This window comes from Lysinibacillus sp. 10T31 (genome assembly GCF_056394365.1).
In genome coordinates, this window is sequence record NZ_JBFTHS010000060.1 from 1 (window position 1) to 24193 (window position 24193).

24 protein-coding genes, 1 other RNA gene and 2 pseudogenes are annotated in these 24193 nt (G+C 33.2%); 14 read left to right on the forward strand and 13 right to left on the reverse strand.

Translation table 11 applies throughout. The features are described from left to right. The 6 genes and pseudogenes from AC1DCY_RS23565 to AC1DCY_RS23590 form a co-directional block, all read left to right on the forward strand. Positions 1–133, forward strand: a pseudogene (locus AC1DCY_RS23565) (IS30 family transposase); the annotation flags it as partial. Between the two features lie 318 nt (positions 134–451). Beyond that, positions 452–715 (forward strand): hypothetical protein, encoded by a 264-nt coding sequence (locus AC1DCY_RS23570; protein ID WP_477354031.1) that lies wholly within the window; start codon positions 452–454, stop codon positions 713–715. Positions 716–918: 203 nt separating this feature from the next. Beyond that, entirely contained in the window at positions 919–1728 is an 810-nt protein-coding gene (locus AC1DCY_RS23575) for a TraX family protein (RefSeq protein ID WP_477354034.1), read from the forward strand. Next, positions 1729–1911 carry a winged helix-turn-helix domain-containing protein gene (locus AC1DCY_RS23580; protein WP_477354099.1) on the forward strand — a complete coding sequence of 61 codons (183 nt, stop codon included), beginning with the start codon at positions 1729–1731 and terminating at the stop codon, positions 1909–1911. A gap of 323 nt (positions 1912–2234) precedes the next feature. Continuing rightward, positions 2235–2465: pseudogene (locus tag AC1DCY_RS23585) on the forward strand (restriction endonuclease); the annotation flags it as partial. 397 nt (positions 2466–2862) lie between these two features. After that, positions 2863–3291, forward strand: a complete 429-nt coding sequence (locus tag AC1DCY_RS23590) for a hypothetical protein (protein WP_477354037.1) — start codon at positions 2863–2865, stop codon at positions 3289–3291. 423 nt (positions 3292–3714) lie between these two features. Here AC1DCY_RS23590 and AC1DCY_RS23595 read toward each other — a convergent pair whose 3' ends face one another. The 9 genes from AC1DCY_RS23595 to AC1DCY_RS23635 all read right to left on the reverse strand — a co-directional run bounded on the left by AC1DCY_RS23595 (position 3715) and on the right by AC1DCY_RS23635 (position 14569). Continuing rightward, the gene (locus AC1DCY_RS23595; protein ID WP_477354040.1) at positions 3715–5409 is read right to left on the reverse strand and encodes a DUF2357 domain-containing protein; all 1695 of its coding nucleotides are present in this window, start codon (positions 5407–5409) and stop codon (positions 3715–3717) included. A 15-nt stretch (positions 5410–5424) separates the two neighbouring features. Further along, on the reverse strand, positions 5425–6825 hold the full coding sequence (locus tag AC1DCY_RS23600; protein WP_477354042.1) for a hypothetical protein: 1401 nt from the start codon (positions 6823–6825) through the stop codon (positions 5425–5427). Between the two features lie 11 nt (positions 6826–6836). Next, positions 6837–7532: a hypothetical protein gene (locus tag AC1DCY_RS23605; protein ID WP_477354045.1), complete on the reverse strand. Its 696-nt coding sequence runs from the start codon at positions 7530–7532 to the stop codon at positions 6837–6839. A 77-nt stretch (positions 7533–7609) separates the two neighbouring features. Next, positions 7610–8824 (reverse strand): DNA cytosine methyltransferase, encoded by a 1215-nt coding sequence (locus AC1DCY_RS23610; protein WP_477354048.1) that lies wholly within the window; start codon positions 8822–8824, stop codon positions 7610–7612. Position 8825: 1 nt separating this feature from the next. Beyond that, the gene (locus tag AC1DCY_RS23615) at positions 8826–9899 is read right to left on the reverse strand and encodes a DNA cytosine methyltransferase (protein WP_477354051.1); all 1074 of its coding nucleotides are present in this window, start codon (positions 9897–9899) and stop codon (positions 8826–8828) included. Between the two features lie 37 nt (positions 9900–9936). Beyond that, complete coding sequence (locus AC1DCY_RS23620) at positions 9937–10164, reverse strand: single-stranded DNA-binding protein (protein ID WP_477354054.1); 228 nt, start codon at positions 10162–10164, stop codon at positions 9937–9939. A gap of 760 nt (positions 10165–10924) precedes the next feature. Continuing rightward, positions 10925–12589, reverse strand: a complete 1665-nt coding sequence (locus AC1DCY_RS23625) for an ORC-CDC6 family AAA ATPase (protein ID WP_477354057.1) — start codon at positions 12587–12589, stop codon at positions 10925–10927. After that, entirely contained in the window at positions 12582–13292 is a 711-nt protein-coding gene (locus AC1DCY_RS23630) for a hypothetical protein (protein ID WP_477354060.1), read from the reverse strand. Before AC1DCY_RS23630 ends, AC1DCY_RS23625 begins: the two co-directional genes overlap by 8 nt. 857 nt (positions 13293–14149) lie before the next feature. After that, positions 14150–14569: a hypothetical protein gene (locus tag AC1DCY_RS23635; protein ID WP_477354063.1), complete on the reverse strand. Its 420-nt coding sequence runs from the start codon at positions 14567–14569 to the stop codon at positions 14150–14152. A 154-nt stretch (positions 14570–14723) separates the two neighbouring features. Here AC1DCY_RS23635 and AC1DCY_RS23640 point away from each other — a divergent pair, with 154 nt between their 5' ends. From AC1DCY_RS23640 to AC1DCY_RS23665, 6 genes are all read left to right on the forward strand, one after another. Beyond that, positions 14724–15065 (forward strand): helix-turn-helix domain-containing protein, encoded by a 342-nt coding sequence (locus AC1DCY_RS23640; RefSeq protein ID WP_477354066.1) that lies wholly within the window; start codon positions 14724–14726, stop codon positions 15063–15065. Between the two features lie 442 nt (positions 15066–15507). Further along, positions 15508–16404, forward strand: a complete 897-nt coding sequence (locus tag AC1DCY_RS23645) for a DUF6731 family protein (RefSeq protein ID WP_477354069.1) — start codon at positions 15508–15510, stop codon at positions 16402–16404. Between the two features lie 17 nt (positions 16405–16421). Further along, entirely contained in the window at positions 16422–16871 is a 450-nt protein-coding gene (locus AC1DCY_RS23650) for a hypothetical protein (protein ID WP_477354072.1), read from the forward strand. 1617 nt (positions 16872–18488) lie between these two features. Continuing rightward, complete coding sequence (locus AC1DCY_RS23655; RefSeq protein WP_477354075.1) at positions 18489–18680, forward strand: helix-turn-helix transcriptional regulator; 192 nt, start codon at positions 18489–18491, stop codon at positions 18678–18680. After that, positions 18664–18843 (forward strand): hypothetical protein, encoded by a 180-nt coding sequence (locus AC1DCY_RS23660; RefSeq protein ID WP_477354078.1) that lies wholly within the window; start codon positions 18664–18666, stop codon positions 18841–18843. Before AC1DCY_RS23655 ends, AC1DCY_RS23660 begins: the two co-directional genes overlap by 17 nt. Then, positions 18843–19082, forward strand: coding sequence for a hypothetical protein (locus AC1DCY_RS23665; protein ID WP_477354081.1), 240 nt, complete (start codon positions 18843–18845; stop codon positions 19080–19082). Before AC1DCY_RS23660 ends, AC1DCY_RS23665 begins: the two co-directional genes overlap by 1 nt. A gap of 496 nt (positions 19083–19578) precedes the next feature. Here the strand turns inward: AC1DCY_RS23665 and AC1DCY_RS23670 are convergent, their stop codons facing one another. The 3 genes from AC1DCY_RS23670 to AC1DCY_RS23680 all read right to left on the reverse strand — a co-directional run bounded on the left by AC1DCY_RS23670 (position 19579) and on the right by AC1DCY_RS23680 (position 21407). Further along, the gene (locus tag AC1DCY_RS23670) at positions 19579–20292 is read right to left on the reverse strand and encodes an HNH endonuclease (protein ID WP_477354084.1); all 714 of its coding nucleotides are present in this window, start codon (positions 20290–20292) and stop codon (positions 19579–19581) included. 96 nt (positions 20293–20388) lie between these two features. After that, positions 20389–20739, reverse strand: a complete 351-nt coding sequence (locus tag AC1DCY_RS23675; RefSeq protein ID WP_477354087.1) for a hypothetical protein — start codon at positions 20737–20739, stop codon at positions 20389–20391. 95 nt (positions 20740–20834) lie between these two features. Then, positions 20835–21407: a recombinase family protein gene (locus tag AC1DCY_RS23680; protein ID WP_477354090.1), complete on the reverse strand. Its 573-nt coding sequence runs from the start codon at positions 21405–21407 to the stop codon at positions 20835–20837. Positions 21408–21625: 218 nt separating this feature from the next. On the opposite strand from AC1DCY_RS23680, the gene AC1DCY_RS23685 reads away from it, so the two are divergent. Both AC1DCY_RS23685 and AC1DCY_RS23690 read left to right on the forward strand, forming a co-directional pair. Continuing rightward, positions 21626–21865 (forward strand): DNA-binding protein, encoded by a 240-nt coding sequence (locus AC1DCY_RS23685; RefSeq protein ID WP_477354093.1) that lies wholly within the window; start codon positions 21626–21628, stop codon positions 21863–21865. 157 nt (positions 21866–22022) lie between these two features. Then, complete coding sequence (locus AC1DCY_RS23690; protein WP_477354096.1) at positions 22023–23195, forward strand: site-specific integrase; 1173 nt, start codon at positions 22023–22025, stop codon at positions 23193–23195. A gap of 145 nt (positions 23196–23340) precedes the next feature. Here the strand turns inward: AC1DCY_RS23690 and ssrA are convergent. Next, positions 23341–23696, reverse strand: a transfer-messenger RNA (tmRNA) gene (gene ssrA / locus AC1DCY_RS23695). Between the last annotated feature and the right edge of the window lie 497 nt (positions 23697–24193).

Genomic DNA, 24193 nt, shown 5'->3' on the forward strand with positions numbered 1-24193 from the left:
AACAAATTTCGAAGAAGTATCACCAGAAGAACTAACAGAATCATTAAACTATATCAACAACCGACCAAGAAAATGTCTTGGTTGGAAAACTGCAAACGAGGCTTTTAATGAGCAATTGTTGCACTTAATTTGACAAATCATCTAATAAATAAATTTAGAATGAAATACGCTGTACCCTTAATGTTCATATATAGTCTCTTCCTACTAATCTTCAAAATAGGTAAAAATCTATTTTCTACTGTTTGCTTAAGTATTGCTATAGTCGGGTTTAGCTTGATGTCTTTATTAAATTTAAAAAGAAAATATAATACACCTTAACTGAACGCAAAAATCTCTATAGTATTCGTCATCACTACCACACCTATTGAGTTTTTTAAAAGATTTACGTTTTTATTTTACTTGTAAAATTCTTTGATATCCTTTTTTAATCGTTTAAAAGAAGGTGGAAACTTTGGGATATGCATTAATACGTATATTTATTCTTTTAATTATTCCTTTACTTATCATTTTAGTTGCAGAATCATTAATGTATTTAATTACAATAAAAAATACAAAATTAAAAAGCATTTTAACTTATATAGTAATGGCAGTAATAGCGTTTATCACCAGTCGATATATACCTAATGATTATAAGGAATTTACAAAAACATTAGCTATATCATTTATACTTTTAGCATTAGTATCTTTATTTAAGAAAAATTCCAGTTTTGATTAAACAATTTAAAGTAGTTTATTAGGGCTATTGAGTATTTTGTGACGAGTGGCGGAAAAAAAGATACTCCTCAATGGATGATTGTAGGGGCATTTGTTATCGCTGCTCTTTAATGGATATATCGAATAATTTATTCGTTTAGGATTGTTTATAAAAAAGGCTACCATGATTTCATGACCTCTTTTTACCATAAGGAGATTCTTATTATGAATACAACTATATTAAAAATAATTGCAGTAATTGCTATGGTAATAGATCATGTTGGTTTTTTCATACCAAACACACCAGAATGGTTTGGGTGGATTGGACGAATTGCTGTTCCTATTTTTATTTTTACAGTTGCTATTGGTTTTCAATATACATCTAATCGAAAAAAATATCTGACACGATTATATATTTTTAGTTTAGGAATGTCCTTTATTGATATGTTAATCAATTATATCTTTAGAAATTTTGATATTGAGGACCTAATCAATAATTTCTTTGCACCACTATTTCTTATTGTGCTTATCTTGAGTCTAATTGAAAAAAAACAGAAAAAATATATTTTCCTTTTTATAGTATGGCAAATTGTATCATTCCTTCTCTGTGTGTTTTTAGTTGATATTATTGGAATTCCGAATTTTAACTCAGCCACAACTAATAGTTATTTTTGGGGTTCTATATTCGGGAATATTTTCGCAGTAGAAGGTGGACCATTGTTCATTTTGATGGGTATATTTCTTTATCTAGCTCGAAATAGAAAAATAAATATTGTCATTGTATACTTTATCTTTTCTTTCTGTTGCTTCTATGTATCTTATAAATGGGGACATCTCATAAATACTTGGAATAACCTTTTATTCCCCTTTGCAAGTTATCAATGGATGATGATAGCATCTGTACCGCTGATATTACTGTATAACAACAAGAAAGGAAAAGGATTAAAATACTTCTTCTATATTTTCTATCCAGCTCACATTATCATCTTATATCTGATAGGGTTTTATCTTAAAAATCCACCATTATTTCGATAAATCAGTAATTATTTTCTACCTCAACATTTCAATTTATGTGAAGAACAAGTAGAGGAACTTCTCCCTAGTGGAAATCAAACAGTTGTCGTTAATCGAATAGTTTGGGCACGTACATACCTTAAAAATGCTGGTCTAATTAGCAGTCCAAAACCGCTGTATTTAAAATTACACCCGAAGGCTTAAAAATTCTTTAAGATTAGTCTGTTAAAGTAATCAACCAGAAAATATTAGAACGTTACCCCCAATTTTTAGAATTTAAAAATCGTACAAAAACTTCCACAGATTCTGATATAAAAACAGTTATTTCTGAGGATTCCAGAACCCCATTAGAAATTATGAATAAAAACTATCTAATCTTAAAGCAGTCATTGCAAATCGAATTATTAGAAAAAATTATGGAATGCTCTCCTCAATTCTTTGAGCAATTGATTGTAAACTTAATTGTAGCAATGGGTTACGGAGGATCAATTTAAGATGCTGGGAAAGTAGTATGAAAATCCGGTGATGGTGGAATTGATGGCATTGTCAAAGAAGAAGTCCTAGGATTAGATAAAATCTACTTACAGGGAAAACGTTGGTCAAATCCAGTTTCAAGACCCGATATCCAAGCATTTGTAGGAAGCTTGGTAGGCTTTAAAGCAAATAAAAGGATTTTCATCACTACATCTCGATTTACAAAAGAAGCAATTGAATACTCCGAAAGTATTGATAAATCATTAATCATTCATTTTAATTGATGGAATGAAACTTACTGAGTTAATGTTTTTAAACAATGTAGGTGTGTCGAAAGTTCAAACTTTTACAATAAAGCGGATGGATTTAGACTTTTTTGAAGAAAGTTGATAATTCAAATGAAAATGCAGCGAGCTTCATTCGAAGATTGCTGCATTTTTGGGGGTATATCAATATTTATATTAATATATAAATTATTAACCTAGTCAACTTTCCTTCTGCTTTGGAAGATCTCTTTCTTGTAGTTTTATTCATTTATACAAAATATTTAATAATTGCGCCGCTTCACCCAAAATATTGAATATTAAACAGCGTTATAATTTGAAATAAACTCTTATTTTGTATATTATTGTAATATAAAAAGAAAATTATTTTTCTATTCTATCTTTTGGGGTGACGATGATGCCGGAAATTTTATTGTATAGTAGACGTGAGAATGAAGTACAAAGGCAAGCAGGGTTGAATTGGGGATTTTCTACAGGTCATGTAAATGAAGCTGATGCTTATATTGCGTTAACTAGCAGTTTTTTTAGAAAAAATTTAAATTTTTTCCCGCCACAAGGAAATATAATTAATGTTATCTGGGACGATGGAGTAAGAATGACATGTTTGCTAGAAGGTACACAACAAATCGATGGTGTAACCTATCCTAAACAGATTTCGACATTCAATGATAAATCAATTTTGGGGATGTATTTAAGAAATAGGATATCGGTTCCAGACAATCATCTAATTACAAGACGTGACCTTCAATGGTATGGTAGGGAGAGTGTTCAAGTTACATTTGATGCTAGAAGTAACACTTACTATTTTGATTTTAGTGTAATTTAATTCGATTTTAGCATAAAAACATACGTTTTATATTAATTGATTTTGAATAGGACTTGTCCATACTAATTAGATTGAAGTTTCAAATACAGGATATTTTTCCAAACTACAACCATAAACAAAAATAGTATTCCATTACTATTTTTTGTTGAAGCCGTAGCACTTGCTTGCAATGCACAATTGATGAGTAAGTCATCGGTCTATCTATTTTTTAAAAAACTTTTTGTATTAGTTTTTCTTAATGTTTCTATCCTTATTGAAACTCTCAAATTCCCTCTATGGGTTTAATTCACCACAGTATTATTATCTCGGTCGTTTATTTCTTTGCAAAAGAAGCTAGAGTAGGTCACTAACTACTCTAGCTTTAATTCTAGTCTATAGATTATTCAAAGATGTATTTAAGGAAGTATTTTCAAGTCACTTAAATTAAGTATATATAATTGACATTAGGTATCTTTTTAATTCTTCATAGTGAACGGAATTTCCAGGTTTTAAAGGAATAGCATTGATCGAACTGAAATCCCCTTTCTGGAAATAATTTAATTGAGAGCCAGGATATAAAATTGTAGAACTCACACTATTAGGGATGCCATCCTTATATGCATGCATTTTCCAAATGTCTTCTTCTTTAAAGGAACTGCCATCAGTTGAAATTTTATATTTAGCATCAAAATGATGATAAATTGTATAATCAGTCGATCGTATTTCAATTGTTATATCAGGTTTGTAAGGTATTGTATACGATTTTGGGTTTGAGAACTCATAGTTATAGTAAAGAATAATCTCTTTATCAGATAAAACGTATTTAATAGAGCTTTTAATACCCTGCTTTAATGTTACCTTAATTCGAGTATTCGTTGTATTAATAATAGACTGTTCAGTTGGTTTACCAAAATATTTTGTAAGTAGTGTTTCAATTTTCAAAAAACACCAAATTTCATATAAATCTGAGGCAGGTTTCGAATAATATTTATCGGTAAACTTTATTGAGCTATCTAGATCGATATGAAGTGCCGTTTGTAGTTTATCAAATATCCTAGCTATATTTTGATAGCCTGCTCTTTTTTCGAGTACTTGAGAGGAGCTTGAAAAATAATTTAAATTACTAATCGTATTTAAAAAGCTTCTTTGAAGTCTCATTTCAATCTCTTTAATCCAAGTAGAAACTTCTTTTATCCTGATAGTATCAAGTGTCGATTTATTATAAATCTTATTTAATGAAGATTTTATTTCATAAAGAATGTCTAGTAAATAATCTACTACATACTTAACAAATTGATTTGGATAATTATCAAAAGTATTTTCTCTTTGAAGGGTATTGATTTTCATTGGAGAAAAACCTCTAAATCGATCTGAAAGTGGCCCGCCATTAACCCATTCGTAGGACTGAGATGAAGAGAAAAGATGTTTCTCATCAATTTCACGTTGAGTCCCTATAGGTACCATAGTTAGCTTTTCTATACTTTTTAAATACGGAAAACGTAATATTAGATCTAAGCTTTCTATAAATTCATTTATACTATTCATAAGGTGGATGGATTCTAGAAAATTACTATTTACTGAATCATAGTTCTCAGAGTTTGGTAATTTATTAATATTGCCGAATCTTGTTGTTAGCTCAAGTATTTTTTCACTAATTTCCGTTATTAAGATACTGTATTCCGTTTCGAAGTCTAATTTAGTCGAAGCTACTTGAACTAAGAGGTCTTGAATATCTTTAGTTGAAAAATCCCATATTCCTACCTGTCCTTTTGTTCTCAGTTCGCCAATCATTAAAAATTTATAGTGACTATTGATAGCGAATAGATCCGAATTGTACCATGTAATTATTGAATTCATAAAAGGATTTATAAATAAATCGGTACCTATCGCAACATTGGCTTCAATAAGTACATAATATTTGTGTTCTTCCATTAAAAAAATCGGCGATAAATTAGCTTCTTCTGATGAATATTTGATTATACCCACTGGAACCGAAGTTCCTTTTAAAATTAGCTGTGAGTTCCAATACAAATTATCTATTACATCGGTGCAAGCAGTTTTTAGAGAAATTAAGTCTTGTGAGATTGTTAGTCGGCTTTTATTAGATACCTCAAACGAAATTGCTGCTAGTTTTTTCAAAGACTACTCACCTTCTTAACTAATAAATGTTGCTTGACCGCGTAGTTGCAATCTAAAACGTAAGTTTTCTAATCTCTGTAGTACATTAGAGAAATAGTTAGCTCGAGAACTATTCATTAAATTTGCATTTAATACGGCCTCTATATTTTCGACGGCTGAATCCAAAATACGTCTATTACCATGTAGTTTAACAAATACTTTTTGAATTAATGAATTATTGAGCATATCTTGCAATTCTTCTGTATTGTTATAAAATGTTAGACCAATAATTAAGTAAATAAATATCTCTTGAGTTATGCGATATCCAAATTGTTGATCGATAGATTCTAATTCAGTATAAAGAGCGTCTAATAAAGATAAAATATTTTTTTTATTTTCAGATTCGATCCCAAGTGAAGTGACTAATGTATCATATATTTCTTCAAAATTATTATTTAAATTTTGATCCTTTTTATACGCTATAATTTTTTGAAAATTATCGCACATTTCACTATCAGAAAGAGCTGATGAATAATATTGATTGTTCAATGAATAGGACGGTAAGAAAGTGTCAATTTTAATCATATGAGCACGGTCCAGTACTTTATTTGACAACATTTGAGTCGTTTCATCCAAGTTTATTGTACCAACTATAAATAAATTAGGAGGTAAAGGTAATCCTTCACCGTTTGCTAACAAATGTTGTATCCCATTTGATAAGTAAATATTATAGTCTGTTGTAGCTCTAGCTAATGTTTCAGCGATCAAATTTAAATCATGATTAGACAATATAGTAGCATTTGAATATTGTGTAGTCTCCATGATTGAAAGAATGTCACTTAAATAATATTCAACGTGAGATAAATTCATCTCATCTAATATTGCAAAAAAGGGTTTATCTAAGTTTTCAGGGTGATTTGCTAATAGTAATAACTCTATAAAAGGTGTTATTTCGTAGACAGTTTGATTATTAGGTCCAAATGGATTGGTGTATCCAACTAGCGGTTTATTATCTGTCCAATTTGAACCAACTGGAATAACTTTGTAGCAAGAAATATTTGTATTAATACTTGCCGCAAGTTGTAATTGGTTAGACTCTTCTTTTAAAAATTCTTGTTGTTGTTTAGCGTCTTTAAAATCAACATTTTCACAAAATTCTAAAGTAGTATATGCTGTCTCTTTTCCATCTCTTAGAATAAAATGATTATTTCTACTTTCGTTTCTTTGCACCATTTCCTGGAATTCCGCGCTACGTCCGCTCGTGATTACACCGTGTCGATTAACAGTTATATCAAACCAATTATGTACAAAGTATTGGCTGTTTATTTTTAGTGCAAGCTCAATCGCTGCACGTGTTTTCCCAGTTCCACTTGGTCCGTATAAAACCGCAAACGGTTTTGCTAATAACGAAACAGCAAGATTATCAACTATTTGCATGAGAAATCCTCCTAATTTAAATACTGAGGAACTAAATTAACTTGCTGAGATAACATCTCTACGTATTGAGAATGATCTAAATCTGCAAATTTAGTTGCTGAATCAGAATATTCATTAATGCTGTTATATAGTTCTTCTATTGTATATTTAGTACCTAGTTGATATGTCGTTTTATTACTTTTCACAAGAATTTCCGATTCTACTAAGCGGTGTAAAAAAACATTTGCTAGTTGGTTTTGATTATCGGAAGGTTTTGTGAGTAAGTTAAATTCCGGTATATGTATTAGGTTTTGCTTTGTTATTGTACCATTAACGGAAATAAAGTTGAGTATTTCTTTAAGCGGATGAACTAGTATACCATTAATCAGTTGATTGAGGTTTAATAAATAAATTAATAAGTACTGTTCTAGCGTAATTTGACTTGTTAATGTTGCTTGAGCTAATGGAGATAAATCATAGCCAGATTGGTCATTCTCACGGTAGAAAACTCCTAATTCTCTTCCTAATGTATATACGCTATTCCATTGTTTTTGTGTTCCAGTATATCTCCCTCGTGAATCCACATATTTATCCAAAAAAACACCAAAGTTTTCTCTCATAGCTTCTTTAGTAGGATAGACTTCAGCAACCTTCGTATAGGCTTTTACAAGTTTTTTAAAGTTCTTTTTACGCCAAATATCAAAATAAAGCGATTCATTATTTTTCATACTATCACCTCTATATATGAATATAAGCTTATTTTACCATAGAAAAAGGGCGGATTCTGTAAATCCCCCCTCATTTCTTATAGTATTTCCAAAATTGCCAATGCGAGTTTTTCCGAAAATTTCGGCGGTACTGCGTTCCCAATCATTTTGTAGTTGTCTCCAACACTAGAGATAAATTCATAATCATCAGGGAATGTTTGTAATCTTGCTGCTTCACGCACAGTAATTGAACGACCTTGTTCAGAATCTGGATGAATATGACGTAAACCATCTTTGTATAAATGTGCAGGTATAGTATTACTCGGTTTATCCCAACGTAATACATGATATTTGTGCACATTTGAATTTCTACCAGTAAGTTGTGTATAAAGATTTCTTAATGCTTCCGTTGATGTATATTCATTTCTACCTGTTTCAATATCTTCTGCCAACATACGAAACACTTCAATGTCTCTTGTACTATGGAAGCGCGGTAAGTGATTTTTAATCGCATTATTTTCACTATAAGAATGCGATAACTTTTTCCCGGCCTTTTTTTCAACTATATTTACCGGATAAAGACGAGGAAGGTCAGATATTGCGTCACGAACAGTAAGTGTTGCTTCCTTATACTTTGGTAAAATATTTGAATAAAAGTTTAATAACGTTTCTTCTGGGTTATCATATAAATCATTTCGGAGGCCTATTAAGATTACTCGTTTACGTAACTGTGGAACTCCATATTCTGCAAGGTTGATTTGTGCATATTTACGTAAGTCATCAACAATTGTATAACCTAGATCATGTATGGCTTCTCTTATTAAACTAGTAACGGGAACCCCGCCCGGTGCAGCACTTAGCATCCCAGGTACATTTTCAAATACGAATATTTTAGGGCGGTATGCACTAATGATTTTCAAATAACTTTCAAATAGATAGTTACGATAATCCTCACGCATCCCATTTGCATCTCTTATTCTGCCGGCTAGCGAGTAGGCTTGACAGGGTGGTCCGCCTATTACGATATCTACATTTTTGTCACCAATTAGGTTATTTAACCCAGGATGTGATCCATATTCCTCATCATCAGTCCATCCGCTTAAAAGTTCGTCAGTACGTTGAATATCGAATCGCATAACGATCTCTTCAGCATTTTTATAATCCCATCTATTTTTTAAGCGATTGATAAGATTTAGGACTTGCGGCTGTTCCCATTCAATGGCGGCCAATGTTTTATACTGATTTGTTGCTTTAAAACCTTCAGATAAACCTCCGCAACCTGCAAAAGCATCGATAAAATTATAAGTTGCCATATTATTTATCCTCATCAATAATATATTTTTTTATTTGTTTGCCTAAAGCAAAACCTAATAATGGAGGAACTGCATTCCCAACTTGTCTATATTGTTGCGTTTTGTTCCCATAGAATCGAAAATCATCTGGGAATGATTGTAAACGCGCGTTTTCTCTAACAGATGGCACTCGATTGAATTCATAATGGAAATGGTTACGGTGACCAGTATCAATTGTTTTTGATGGCTTGTTTCGATGATATCTTGTCCAGGCCTCATTAAATTTTCGGCTATCTCCTACACCTGGTGGTAAGTCTTTGTGATTCCCACCTTCAGGGACCTGAGAAATAACATCTATTACAAGCTCGGTATGTTTAGTACCGACATGATTAAATAAATCAGTGGCATTTTTCCTCATTAACTTCTGATACGTACTTTGTGGAGCAGATTTGTAAGAACTAGCTTCAGATCCTAAATTATCAGTGAAATCGTGTAAATCACTTATTGCATCTTCACATGTTACGTAGTTTTCAGGCGTTAGAATAGGTTCTGGAAATTCAAATTTCTTGCCGTTTAAAAGCCCGACAAAGAAAAGACGTTTTCTAATTTGTGGCACCCCATAATCAGGAGCATATAAAATTTGATCATTAACTGTATATCCTAAATCAGTAAATTCTTTTATTATTGCTTCGCGAGCTTTTCCGTTGTATAAGGTAGCTAGACCAGGTACATTTTCTAAAACGAAGGCTTTAGGCTGAAAGAATGCTACAGCATTCACCATTGATTTAAATAACGTATTTCGTTCATCATCTTCCTCACGCTTGCCAGTCAATGAAAATCCTTGGCAGGGTGGTCCACCAATTATCAGATCCACTTGACGATTGTTGATTAAACTCGCAATTTCTAAAATAGCTGTGCCTTCAAATAAGTTACCATCCATTGCAATTGCACCATCATGGTTAGCTTTAAAACTAACCAGTGCATCCTTATTATTGTCAATACCTATTAAAACCTCATAACCGGCATCCATAAATCCTCTAGATAATCCACCACATCCACAAAACATGTCGATTACGGTCGGTTTTTTCTTTGTCATCAATTCTATTTCAACTCCGTATTTATTTCTCTATCAATTAAATTTTTGTATAAATTTGTTGATTAGCACTACTTTTTTTCGTTATCTGGATTATTTCTTTTAAATGACCATTCTTTACTTCATTTAAAAATAAAGCCCCTAATGATCGGCGTTCACCAATTCCTAGACGATTCCATTCATATCCTTTAAACAAATCTTTTACTAGAAATTCTTCACCAGATTGTAAGTATGTAGTTTCTTGCACTGCAATTTTTAAACAATCCATTTTGCCAGTCCTCCATAAACATAAGCATATGCATATGTTATATTTAAATTGAGCTGTTGTAAATAGTCTATATGATATAACGAGAACTTTCGTTCTTTTAAGCGTGTCAATTTTTTATGTGTACAACTAAAATCTAAATACAGAGGTCGTATTAGTATATAGAACTATTCCTCTCTTAGAAGCTGAAGCTAGTATCAAAGAAATCCGGGATCTTTTAGTACATTCAGATATGTCAAAACTACAATGGACGTATCTATCGAATATCTGAATCCGAAATTAACATTGGGTCTGACTGAATGAAAACAAAAAGTACCCAAATCAATGATACAAAAGTATTTGGACACTTTTGGAAACTAGTAATTTCTATGTATGGAGACTGCGGGTCTTCTATCACCAATCTTATAAAAGTGTTGATATACTAGTGTTTATAAAGATTTTTCGCTAATTTCAATGCCCTGTTTCAAAAATAATGTTGTTGGGGGGCAAATTTTTATATTTATGATAAGAAAAATTGAGGCAATTGCTTCAATCAGGGGTCACCACCTTGTTTTTATATGTAAATTTCTGAATTTCTTTTGGTCATAATAAAAAGCAACCACATTGATGGCTGCTGCTTATAAAATATTTTAATTATAATAAAGTGTTTTAAAAGATTTCAATAAACAAGCTAAATTTCAAATCACCTATTACGGAGTGGTCATTTTGTAGTCCTATACAAATAATATAGTTTCATTAGCATATAACCTATCTAATTTTTGTATTATCCCGAAACATATTCTATTACAGAATTATAAGCACTATTCCATATTTTTCTTGATCTTTTTTCTCCAACATTATAAACCCTCATTAAATCTGTTTCTGAACCTGATAATACCTGTTCAATTGTATTTATTCCAGCACTAATCAATAGACTTTTTTGATAGTCAGTTAAATCTAATTCATTTACGGACTTTTGTAAAATTATCTTAATGATCTCTTCTCCCCCTTGATAATCCGGGATTCCATTTATCAAGTTTAAATCAGGATATTTAGGAGAGTTCATCCCATAATCTGTATACAATTTCACGGATAGTTTAGGTATTATGTTATCTAGTAATTCGGATGGCTTCGATTCTTGAGAAACCATTATACCTAAATTTAATAGATAACGATCGTATACTGCTTTTCTTACTTTCGTTCCATGTGTGTGAAGTGTTACAATCCCTGAATATTCTAATAACCGCATCGCCTTTTTCACTGATTCAGGGGCATCTCTATGGATACAAAAAAATGATGTTTGGCGGTTTTCTTCTATTTTTAATAACCAATCATAATTTTTACTTATTGTATCAGGTACTACAACATCTTCTATAAAATCTCTCCCCCAGTTAACTAATGGCTTTATATTCTTATATAAATCAGCTATTTTTGTGTGCTCAGACCAAATATCATTTCGATAAAAATTTTTAATTGTTTCATTGACGGTATTGGTTTTTAACTCTGCTTTAAATTCTTGTGTGGCAGAAAACACACTTTTCAATAGTAGTCGTGGGTTACCCGCTGAAGCATATATTAAGTGATCTAAAAAATGGCCTCTTTTAAGAAGTTTATTAAAACTTTCTTCTGGCATCTGTTTTTCTAATATTTCTCTCATGTTTTTTACAAACGATTCACTTAGAATATCTCTGTTAATAGTTTTTAGTTCTGCATCATGAAAAGGTTGAAAAGTACCAAATGAAGTTAAACCAGGATAAACAGCTGCTTTACATGTAATATAGGGGCTTCTTAAATCCCTAAATAGAGTGAAAAACTCTCTTTGTTGATACGGAATAAAGTTATGACAAGCTTCATCAAAGTAGATAATTATTCGATCTATACCAGTAGTTTCACATAATTCTTCAATAATATCTTGAAAATATTCAATTTCACTAACAGGTTTTATATCATCAATAATTCCCTCAGCAAGTGATTTTATCTTATCTTTTTCTAGAGAGGTTCTTTTTTTAGAAGCTTTTTCGAGTTGTTCCGAAAAGGAAGTAAGTTTACCAATTACAGCATCTTCAGAATTATATTCAGATGTATAGTATTCTTCAAATAAGTTGTATTCTCCTAATCCGGTAATTTTTCTTAATTTCTTTTTTAAGGCAATCAATATTTTAGACATCATCCAATAATTAAAAAACTCACTTTCATCCTCATGTAGAAATCCAGCTTTTTTAAAACTTACGATAACACTTAGAATACGTTTACTATTAAATTCTTTATCTAACTCTTGTTCAGCTACTTTTAGAAGCATAGTTTTACCATTCCCACGACTTCCCATTAATAATATTGGCGATTTCGATTTTAGGCTCTCTATTATATCTCTATCCATTTTAGAATCAACAAAGTAATCCAAAATTTCATTATCCTTTATATCTTCTGTTCTATATAAAACGTTATTCATATACAAAAATCTCCTTTAAACCTTCTGCTTTTAATATCTCTTCGACATCTTCGAGACACTCAGAACTTAATCTATTATTTAGTATTTTATTAAAACGAATAGCTTGCAAGGTAATTAAACAAGATACAATTTCTTTGAAAGCGTCTATAAAATTCGAGTAATCGTATTTACTATATTCAAATACTGATGTTAAATTTGTTTTCATAAAACCATACTTACCATGAGTATATTCTGAACAAATTCTATAATTAGTTTTACATTTATTAATTAAATTTTTATACGAATCTTTTAAATTCTCATTTTTATAAAAGAGGTTAAAATATTCTACTCTTAAAACACCATAGTTTTCATCATTTAATCGACTCCAACTTAAATCGAATTTGTTTTGCGTCCATTTTATGTAATCTAAATTATTATCTATAAAATATAAATATCCTATACCTAGTTCTAAGCTACTTCTTAGAGAAATAAATGCATTTCTATACATTCCTTTATTAGATAAGTATATAGAACTAAATAAATCTGCCTGCACTTCATCCAATATTATGTTAGATTCTATATCAGAATAAATAGCTTTAAAGTTACTAAAGCACTCCAATAAACTATAAAGCTCAACTATTTCCTTATCATGATTTTCAAAATGTTCTTTAATAAGGCTATGCATATACAGGTCGAAATCTTCCATTCTTTTTAAGAAATCCATATCTGTCACTCCATACCATTTTGACATATTGTATCAATAATTCAGATGAATAGATATAAAATGAGAATATAATACAGTTTCTTTTGATAAAATTAACAAAAAGCCTCATTTACCAATCACATGGTTCATCAAAATAATTGGTTCTAAGTGAAGATTCCACACACACAAAAGTTAAGTTTTTGTTTTGAGGCAACCTCCATTTATCGAGTGTTCCACATCCCGTGTAGCCAGTCAAAGTGAAAAGAACCTTTGACAGACTACACGGGATGTAGAACGAGAAACTCATGGAGGTTGCGGCAAAAAGTGTGAAGGGGAAGATTGTTTGTACCACAGATTTATACCGAAGCTCGGCATATTCTTTCGCATACATCTGGTGTTAGAAAATCGATGGTACTATGAACTCGTTTATGATCGTATCAACCTTCAATTTATTTCAAATAGCCCCAATCTAGCTGTCTTGCGCGTTCGAAATACTTCTTCTTTCTTCAATGTTACATGAAAAGACTCGATACTGCGTTATCATATGAGCATCCTATACGACTGAACGACGGAATCATTTCATATTTTTCTTGAAACGTTTTACTCGTATATTGCATACCTAAATCGGTATGGATAATCAATCCTGGGGTTGGATTTAACTTGAAAGAGCTCAATTTTGATCAAATTAGTAAAGATCAAATTTACTCTGTTTTTTGTTTAACAAAAGAACTAGTAGTTAGATATGCTCAAGAAAATCAACATAGTAATTTAACCTATGTATCAAAACAAATCCCCCTGAAAATGTTATACCCCACTTAATTGGTCCCTTATAATTATAAAATTGCCTATAAAAAACATGCAGCATCCATTTATAGATACTACATGCTTTCCAAAACCTTATTTAACTTTTCTCCTTTATAGCTAGCTATAAACTTCCGTTCCGCTTCTTTATAAACCTCCCTCATCTTTCTTCTTTCCTCAATAATCCGTTCACGTTCAACTAACAATTTATTACGTTGCTCATTGAAATAAATATCTGCGCATTCTTTTGAACAGAAGCGACGGCCAATAGCATTCGGATCTTTCCAGGTAATTGATACAATAAAGTATTCATCTGCTACATTGCTTTCTATTTTTTCGTCGCAATGACATTTAAAGCTCCATTCTCTTTTCGTATCTTTACGGAAATACTTTTTCTTATATCCAGCTTCCAACTCTTCTAGCTTCAACTCTATATCTGTTAAATCCATCAATAAACTATAATCTAAACCCATCATTAAACTATAATTTAAATCCATATCAACACACTCCCTATATCATTTTCTGGCTGACTATATACTAACTGCTCTCTTATAAAATATCAATGGTATATATTTAATTTAATAAAAATTATATCTATAGTATATGGATAAAATATCATTTCTCATCAATCCTAAATGATGAGGTGATTACATGACGGATATAGTTAAAGTAGTTGGCGAAAAAATCCGCTATTTACGTAAAGAACGTGGACTAAGCCAAGAAGAACTAGCATATCGTGCTTCCTTGCATAACACATATATTGGACAACTTGAACGTGGAGAAAAGAACGCTACAATTGAAAGCCTTACAAAAGTATGCACGGCTTTAGAAATTACATTAGAAGAGCTATTTGACGATAAAGAAAGCCATCCAAAAGTGCTTAGCTTCGAATTAGAGGAAATGCTACATCTGTTAGAAGGTCGTTCTAAGAAAGATCAAAGAGCCGTTTTAAAGTTTATTGAGTCTTTAATTGCTTGGAAAGATAATGAGTAGTTTTTTTGTAATAATCTTTAAGAGAGCAATTTATTGCGTATTGGTGCAGCTACAACAATCGTTTAGGCCATAGTGATGTACAAACGACAATGAACATCTATGCACACGTTACGAAGAAAACGAAAGAAGAAGCTATACAGAAGTTCGCCAACTACATTGAAATGTAGTTGAGCGACTACGCTTTGACTACGTTGTTTGATACTTAATGAAATTATATGACATAGACAAAATAAAAAACCCTTGATATGAACTGCACCCCAATTGTTAGACACATCTAACAATTGGGGCGCAGTTCATTTTTTAGTCGGTGTTTTTTCTGTTTACTTAGACATAACATCGTGTTAAAATAGGAACATAAGTTCGATTGATGCATTTCCTTTATTTTCCTTGGAATATAGAGTATAATTTTGTATAAAATTGTCGATAATCTAGGGGGATTAACATGCCTACAAAAAACATAAGATTTGATTACTACAGACTTCACCAAAGTACAAATGGTTCAAGACTAAATAAATGTTTAGAGGAAATTCAAAAAGAACTTGAAACAAAACCAAAGGAAGTTTTAAGGAATAAAACAGTTAGCGGGTACGTAGTACGTTTTAGAGAGCTAAAAAAAATTCAGGAATCTACTTCAAGATTTTTCTGGATTGGGCATATAGAGAAGATTGACACTTATTCTGAAGCGTACGTTGGTAAAATTGATGGCGATAGAGACACGTATGGGGAAGGGGCGGATGAAGGACCGATTAAAGACACTATCGTACTGTTTGACCCATTTAATGACATTATTTCTGCACACCGTACAAATGCATTAAGTTATAACCAGCTTACTAATTTCCTGCTTCAAAACACTGAAGATGACGATTTGGATTTAGAGGTAGTTGTCGATGACCGAATAATAGATAGATTAGAGAAAATACCAGGCATAAGAGAAATTGAATATAGTATCGCAGCACCACAACGCTGGGATAAACTGGCGTCGGACAGTCGGTCTATTGATGGTGATTTAGAATTGGGGAATAAGCTAGAAGCAGGGAGAATGAAAATTACAATTACCCCTGAAAAAAATCAATTTATTAATAAAGCTGCTGCTTTACGAAAGTTAAAGGCCTTGTTACCATATGCTAACGAAGAAGTTTCTGTCCTAAAAGTACGAGGTAATGTTACGAATGATACGGATACTTTAGATTTAATAAATGGTAAAATGGAGTCCTTGAAAACAGTAAAGCTTACAAAGGGGCAGAAGCTTACATTCGTTACTGTGAAGGAAAAAATTGAAGAAGCGTATTTAGAGAAAAAGAAACTTCTAGATCGAATGTTCATATCTAAAAATAACTAAGAATAGGGTTGATGACTGTGGGAAGAATAGAAAAAGTGTTTTATCCTATAATTTCTTTAACAGTTGTTGTTTTATTCAAATTAATGGGTGTTAAAACAGATGATATTTCCAATCTTGATAATGTATTGTTGGGAGCCATAACACTCAATTCAATTGGTGTGGCATTTTTAATTGCTTCCGTTGCTATGTTACCTGCTTTTGCTAACAATAGCTTTTTTCAAAAGTTAAGGGAACTTAACACCGAACAAAAACTTTTACAACTTCTAGGTGGTACTATTAAGTTATTATTAGCGCTTTCAATACTAGCTGTTGTAATGCTATTAACTAAAGACATCATTAAAATAAAGTGTTTCTATCAAGTTTTGTTCTATGTATGGCTATGTCTTTTGTCATATTCATTTTTAGTTATATATAGCGTTGTGAAAATATTTTTAAAAGTTATAAAGAGTATTCAAAAAAATAGCTAATCTAAGTCACATCTAACAAGGTGTGGCTTTTTATTATGTATAAAACAAAAACAACCATTATGTATTTTTTTATTTAACGTGTGACAACACTCATTTCAAGTGTCGTCATCTTCTTTATTATTTAATTAGAAGAAGATAGCTTTTACTAAAAGCAAAAGAATTATTAACTCGTAAAAGGACGGATTCATTTTATCACCACCTTTTTATTCAGTTAAAAACTATTCTGTGCAGTGAGGGTAATTATATTCCAACTATGGAAAATAATTATGGAAGGTGAGACGATGCTAAAGAGTTGTACATATTGTGGTGGCATACATAAGCGTAGACAACCTTTGTCCATGAAAGCAAGCTGCGGTGAAGAAGACTACATACATTTATATGTTTAGATAACAGCCACATTAAATATAAGATTTGAGAAATATGTAATTGCAGCAGGTATAAAAAAATACCAATACATGATTTTAGACATTAACACACCTATAGTCACTTATATCCAACAACAGAAAAGAAGCCGTTCTCGACATGGAAAACGACTTCAAATCTGCTCAAATTATTGAATTTAAAGCTAAAGAAAAATGAATTGTTACCACACTTTTCATAAGCCTTGAAACATCTATACTATGAGCTACTTTATGGAGACGGCGGGAGTCGAACCAACCGCTGCATAAAAGGCTATAATACCAATGTTTTCAACGGTTTATGACAGACATTGAGAATGTTTGACTACGTATTTGACTACGTTTGATAAAAAACATTTTGTGAGGGTAAGGTTTTATATTTTTTGTTACCAATTTAATCAATATTCAAAGTGTTTAGAGTACACCCCATAGACACTAAGCTAAAGACTACCCTACCTACTTTTGCTAGTGCGATAAATAGGAACTGTTCATTTTAGTTCACTACTCTTCTTTACTCTTAGAGGCACCCAGTACCTAGCGATTGACTTAACTAAGTATTAGGTTATGTATCGGTCATAAGCTCCATATGAAATTTTCTTAAATATTTTCCAAGACGTACAATCATACGAGTACATGACCTTATTTACAGGCTACGAGACAGAACCAACAAGGCAACCATACTTAAACAATTGTGTCACTACGTCTCACAGCGTTCTGACAGCCCACTAAGGACGTTCAGAACCACTAAGACCAAAATGGGAGGACGTGGGGCGGAACACCTCACAAAATACATCTCACCTCTAATAGCTATATAGATAGATGTAAGAGAAGACCTTATGTACATATGACCCTTCCTCACCTACACATATAGATTCTTTTTTACTTGAAACACGACCTCTCCAATGTTCCCACCTTTACCCACCTACAGTTAAGAACCTTTACAAGCTCCCCAAGAAAGCTTGTTTAAATGTATGCCCCTAAAATCTCTAATCCTAATATAGATAGATACCTCCATTGTTATAGATGATACCTATACCTTCGCTACCTTCACGTGCCTATAAAATTCTACTAATGTACGCACAAAAACAAGAGGATTTATTGTTTATTATCTTTTTCTGTTCTTTTACTATGTTTTTTCCTTTTACATGATATTAGTTGTACAGATGTTCCTATAATAGATGAGCAAGAGAACAAGACATAAAATTAGGAGGTTTTACAAATGGAAAAAGAGTTCTTCACAATACGTTCATTGGCTAAGTATCTCGATCTGTCGGATCAAACAACCTATAAACTAGCACGAGAAGGAGCCATACCTGGACGAATCAAGGTGGGTAAGTCGGTTCGCTTTAACAAAAAGGTAGTCATGGATTGGCTACAACAAGGAGGGGCTAAAGATGATAGTGAAAACTAAGGGCTTATACGGCTTTTCACAAGCTGCTGAAATATTAGGGGTAAGTACACAAAGACTCTTCGAACTTACAGTTTCACCTTATGTAGAGAAGGTGCATATCGAGAACCGTACCTACTTTACCAAAGAGAGCATGCGTTATTTACTACTGAGAGGTGATATCTAATGATAAGCGTAGAGAAGACTAGCAGAATACTAAACCACTTTAACGTGAGTTTTTCAGAAGGAGCGGTTTTGGGGTACTTGCAACGCGAACTTATTAACAAAGCCCCTTTGATCCAAAATAGCTATCATTCGCGTAATACCAAGTATAACTACGGCGTGGACGAAGAGTCTTTAGCGAGGTTCCTACAAGAGCGTGTGGGGGCAACAGAAAAAGAAATTAATGACATCCTTTATGGATAAGCGCTCCCTAGCCAACCTACCCTAATATATTGACCGCTCCTTATCAATCCCTAGGAGCGGTAATACATAATAAATTTCATACCTGCTTTAATCGTGGTTTTTACTAGGAGAACACGTTAAAAACTAGCCCGTCTAACAAACGGTGGCTGTACCGTTAAACGGTGACGGGGTAACCGCATAGTTTTATAGTATCCCCTAGATTTATACCGTCGCAGAGCCTTTGGCTGGTGGCATGACAGAGTTATTTAGAATATACGTGATAAAGCTGCACCTAGGCACGTCGAATGTCATGAAGATACCTCAGGATTAGTCCTTAATATCGCCATCCCCTTTACAGGGGGTGGTATGTTTCCTCGAATTAGTACCATAAACCCAATAAATTAGAATAAAAATTAAAGATAATAAACGAGCGAGCCTGCGAGCTCGGTGAGCGTAGCGAACAATACAGGCAGACTGAAAATAGAGCATTCGAAGTATTCGCCCCACAGGGGTGCTCTTAGTCCCCTAGTTTCATTGACAATTCTAACCTTTTGCTCAAACATTCAGGAGATGGGTGGTCACATTTATTCTTAGGCAAACGAATTTTATCATTTTCTAATTTAGTTTTTCCGTCTTGAATAAATATCTCACCATTAGGTTTAACACAAATACTCCCATCCTCATATAATTTGTCATGATTTTTGCATAGGCAAATACCATTATTCACTGTATCATCCGAACATAAATGTGCAGGATTTATATGAGCAGCCACTAAAATTGAAATATCATCTTCCTCACACATGGCACATTGGTTATCATATGCAGAGAGTATCTTAGTTCTAAAATTACTTTCTCTGATCATTTTTCTACTTACTTTTTCTGTGTATTCCCTACCTTCGGGATATAACCTTCTAGCATTAATTGATTCTTCTGACTCAAGTTCAACTGTTCCATCTTTTTTCAAAATCGCGGTTGGTAAGAGATTATATCTATTTTTTGTTAAATCCAAAAAACCCCTTGTGCCTTTCTCATCGAACGAAATTTGTACTCTAATTTCCCCCCTATTATGTTCATCAAAAGAACGCAAAATTGGATAAACCTTATCATCTGGTAAACTATCTAAATATCCTTCGTTTAGCTGACGGTTTCTATCTTCCCTAATAGCAGCATTATTTGCCTCAATTAAAAGCTTCTTCGTAAAATACTTACCCTTACTATCAATGTAATGCATAAAATTTCCCTCACTGTCTTTTTTTTTTTTATGTATACCTTTATTAAATAGGCTCTTAGATTATTTCTATGACTTAAAGTATACGAGGTGGTTAGATCACTTTTTACCCGCTATCCACTTATTCCCACAGTTCATACAACCATTTACAAGTGAGTTCCTTCCGTTAAACCCACATAGCAAACTGATTGGTAAAGAAAGGAAAAGTATAAGTGCAACTATAGGGAAAGTATAAAAAGTAAGCCAATCTCCAATAGCACTTTCCAATAAGAAAAAGATAAATCCTAAAGCTATTCCTATACCTACCATAGAGAATAGTACTTTAAACATTAATCCTATGCTATACCCTCGTTTATTTGCCACGATTTGATCTGATTTGCACTTTCTGCAAACAACATTACTTCTACCTTTTTTTAATCCATTAGTCTGATTTAAATTTTTTACAACCACGTCCATTATCACCCACTCTAAGGTTAATTTAGTATAAATACTACCTTAAGGTATAATACCAAATATGTATCTTAACTTCTATATAATCCCAACCCCTATTCTTTAACTTGGGATATTCTACGTTTTTTAACTTCTCGAATTAATGTACTCTTAGAGATACCTGTAAGTGCTACAACTTGGTTATATGAATTTGTATCGAGTAATCCCATAGCATGGTCAAGTTGTTTAGATGTATAGACTTTCTTTCTCCCTTCTCTATAGTCGGGGTTTTGCTTTGCAATAGCTTTACCCTCTTGAGTACGTTCTACGATCAAGTTTCTTTCCATTTCAGCCACCGCTAATAAGGTCTGCAAGAAGAATCTTCCCATTGTTGTATCTTCTAGTAGCCCCACGTTTAATACGTGTACTCTTACCCCTTTATTAAACAGGCTCTCGATTATCTCTATGCCTTCTTTAGTGTTTCGGGCTAATCGGTCTAGTTTAGTGACAACTAGCTTGTCATTAGCTTGTAACGTCCCTAGTAGCTTGTTTAATTGTGGGCGGTCTGTTTTAGTACCTGTAAACTTCTCTTGAAATATAAACGTAGCTCCTTCATTCTCCAATGCCTGTATTTGACTTTCTAATTCCTGCGATTGTGTAGAAACTCTAGCATATCCGTAAACCGTCATAATTCTACCCCTTTTCACCTTTATTTATGAACATAAGTTATGACACCGCTCAATACCTTGATTTTACTACAGTTCGCAAAAGGTGTCAAAACTATTAAGTTATGATACCGTTAGGTAGACGAAAAAGACAGGTAAACAATCACAAAAGTATGCAACCGCAACTATTCCCCACTTTGTTTCGATATCTAAATTACAAAACATGTGTGGGGGTATTTTTAGTGGATTTAGAAACATTAAATATTTTAGAAAACATGGTATCTACTAAGATACAGCGAGCTATTAATAGCTATCAACCAAAGGAATGGTTGAGCTTAAAAGAGGGAGCATCATATGCAGGGGTCAGTTATAACACGTTCCTCAAATTTAGAGAAATGGGGTTAAAAGTGACTGAAATCGATGGTATAAAGCGGGTTTCAAAATCAACGATAGATTCCTTCTACGATCAACATAGTTTCTAAAAACAAAGCAGAAATAAAATATTTTATAATTAAGCTATGACGCTGATACTATCATGTCATGGCTTTTATACTGTAGAATAGACTTTATGCTACGTATTATCTTACTTAGCATTATTCCTCTATATACCTTGCCCTCACAAGTGTAAGGGGGAAAATCATGACAAAGAAAAAAGTATCACCAATCAAAAGCTACAAGCTAAAAAATGGTGAGTTACGATACGAGTTCCCTGCTTATTTAGGTGTTGATCCACTAACAGGTAAGCAGAAGCGAACGATGAAGCGTGGCTTTAAAACACGTAAGGAAGCGGAGTTAGCACTAGCACAAATTAAAATTGATGTAGCAAATGGCACTTACCGTAAGGAGCGGGCGGAGACATACCAAGAGTTGTATGACTTATGGATATCTCAGTACGAAAAGACTGTTGAGGAAAGCACATTCGTCAAAACGACAGGTATCTTCAGAAACCACATTTTACCTGCTATGGGTACTTATAAAATTGAAAAAATTAATGTAGATGTATGTCAAAAGCATATTGACGAATGGGCGGCAAAGTTAAAGAAGTTTAGGATGGTAAAGGCATATGCTGCTAAGGTATTGGACTTTGCGATTAAGCGTGAGTATATACAAACCAATCCTTTCACACACGTAGACATGCCCACCACCGCTTCTAAAAAGGCGATTGTCACGGAAGAAGATGAAGCAGAAAACTTCTATACTCGTGAACAGCTCATTCAGTTCCTATCATGCCTAAAACAAGAAAGTAACTACAAAGCATATGCCCTATTCCATCTGCTTGCTTACAGCGGAATGCGTAAAGGTGAAGCGTTGGCTCTCACATGGGGTGACTTAAACCTCACAACAAATGAGCTACGTATTAACAAAGCCCTTTCACGAGGACAAGACAATCGGTTATATGTTAAGTCTACAAAAACAGGTGCTGCTCGTACTATTAAAATGGACGCTAAAACAATGGCAATATTAAAAGAGTGGAAGAAAAGGCAGAAGCAGGATTATTTAGCGCTTGGCATTAATACGATGCAACCTAAACAGCTAATATTTAGTAATGAGAGCAATGAATACCTACAGCCTACAAAGACTCGTAAATGGCTTTTACACGTTCAGAACAAGTATAAGCTAGGTACAATAACAACACACGGTTTCCGCCATACTCACTGCTCGCTGTTATTTGAGGCGGGAGCAACCTTAAAGGAAGTTCAAGATCGTTTAGGTCATAGTGATATAAAAACAACAATGGACACATACACCCATCTTACGAAAGAAGCAAAAGAAGAAGCGATATTGAAGTTTGCTAGCTATCTTGAGACGTAGTTAGATGACTACGCTTTGACTACGCTTTGACTACGTTTTTGACTACGTTCGATTGATATTCAATGAAACTATATGACATAAGGCAAAAGAAAAAACCCTTGATATACAAGGGTTTTGACACTCATTGAAATCATCTGATTTCTTAAAATGGAGACGGCGGGAGTCGAACCCGCGTCCAGAAACTCCAATACTTCAGCTTCTACGCGTGTAGTTTGCCTATTTACGATTCACGTAACATTATGCCGACAAACAGGCGTCCTGTACGCTAACCTGGAAATCTCTTGCCGGTGACTCAGGTGGCACCATCGACCGTATCCCACTAAAGTTGGGCCCCACGTTCTCTACATGGGCGATAGAGAGGCAGAGCGCTTACGAGCTTACGCTGCGAAAGCTAAGTTTTGTTGTTTGCCAGTTATTATATAACTTCCGTTGATGACGGAGCCGAGACCTCCGACGCGCGACTAAAGCTTGAACCATCCCTGTCGAATCCGTAACGTCCCCTTGAATATGAATCGAAGCAAGTAGCCTCGTTCAAGCAAAGGAGCTAGAATTTCTTCTAGTACGGTGGGAGCTAAAAGTACGCTTCCATGTAATCTGGCATTCAGTAATTCATATTATAAAACAAAATTAGCTATAGTTCAAGTGTCCCGCCATAGTAGAAAAAATTGGCTAGCTCACAATGATTTTCTTATTTCATAATAGCTTTTTACGTTCCTCGGCAAAATAAATATGCTCTATGTTCATAAACATAAATTTTCTTCCTATTATAAGAATGCTAATTTCCTCCTATAAGCGGTAGGTTCTTTATTATATTTTAAAATCGCTCCATTAAAACTCTCCCTAAGAATTTAAAACATACTAACATTAGTAGTACAAACCAAGGCCATGGTTTGTGCTACTATTTTTTTATAGTAGAAGTGAAGAAAAGCCGACCAGCCTCTGGGACCATTTGTGAGTCCGTATATAAAACCGGCTAACTTCATGCCCTTATATGAATC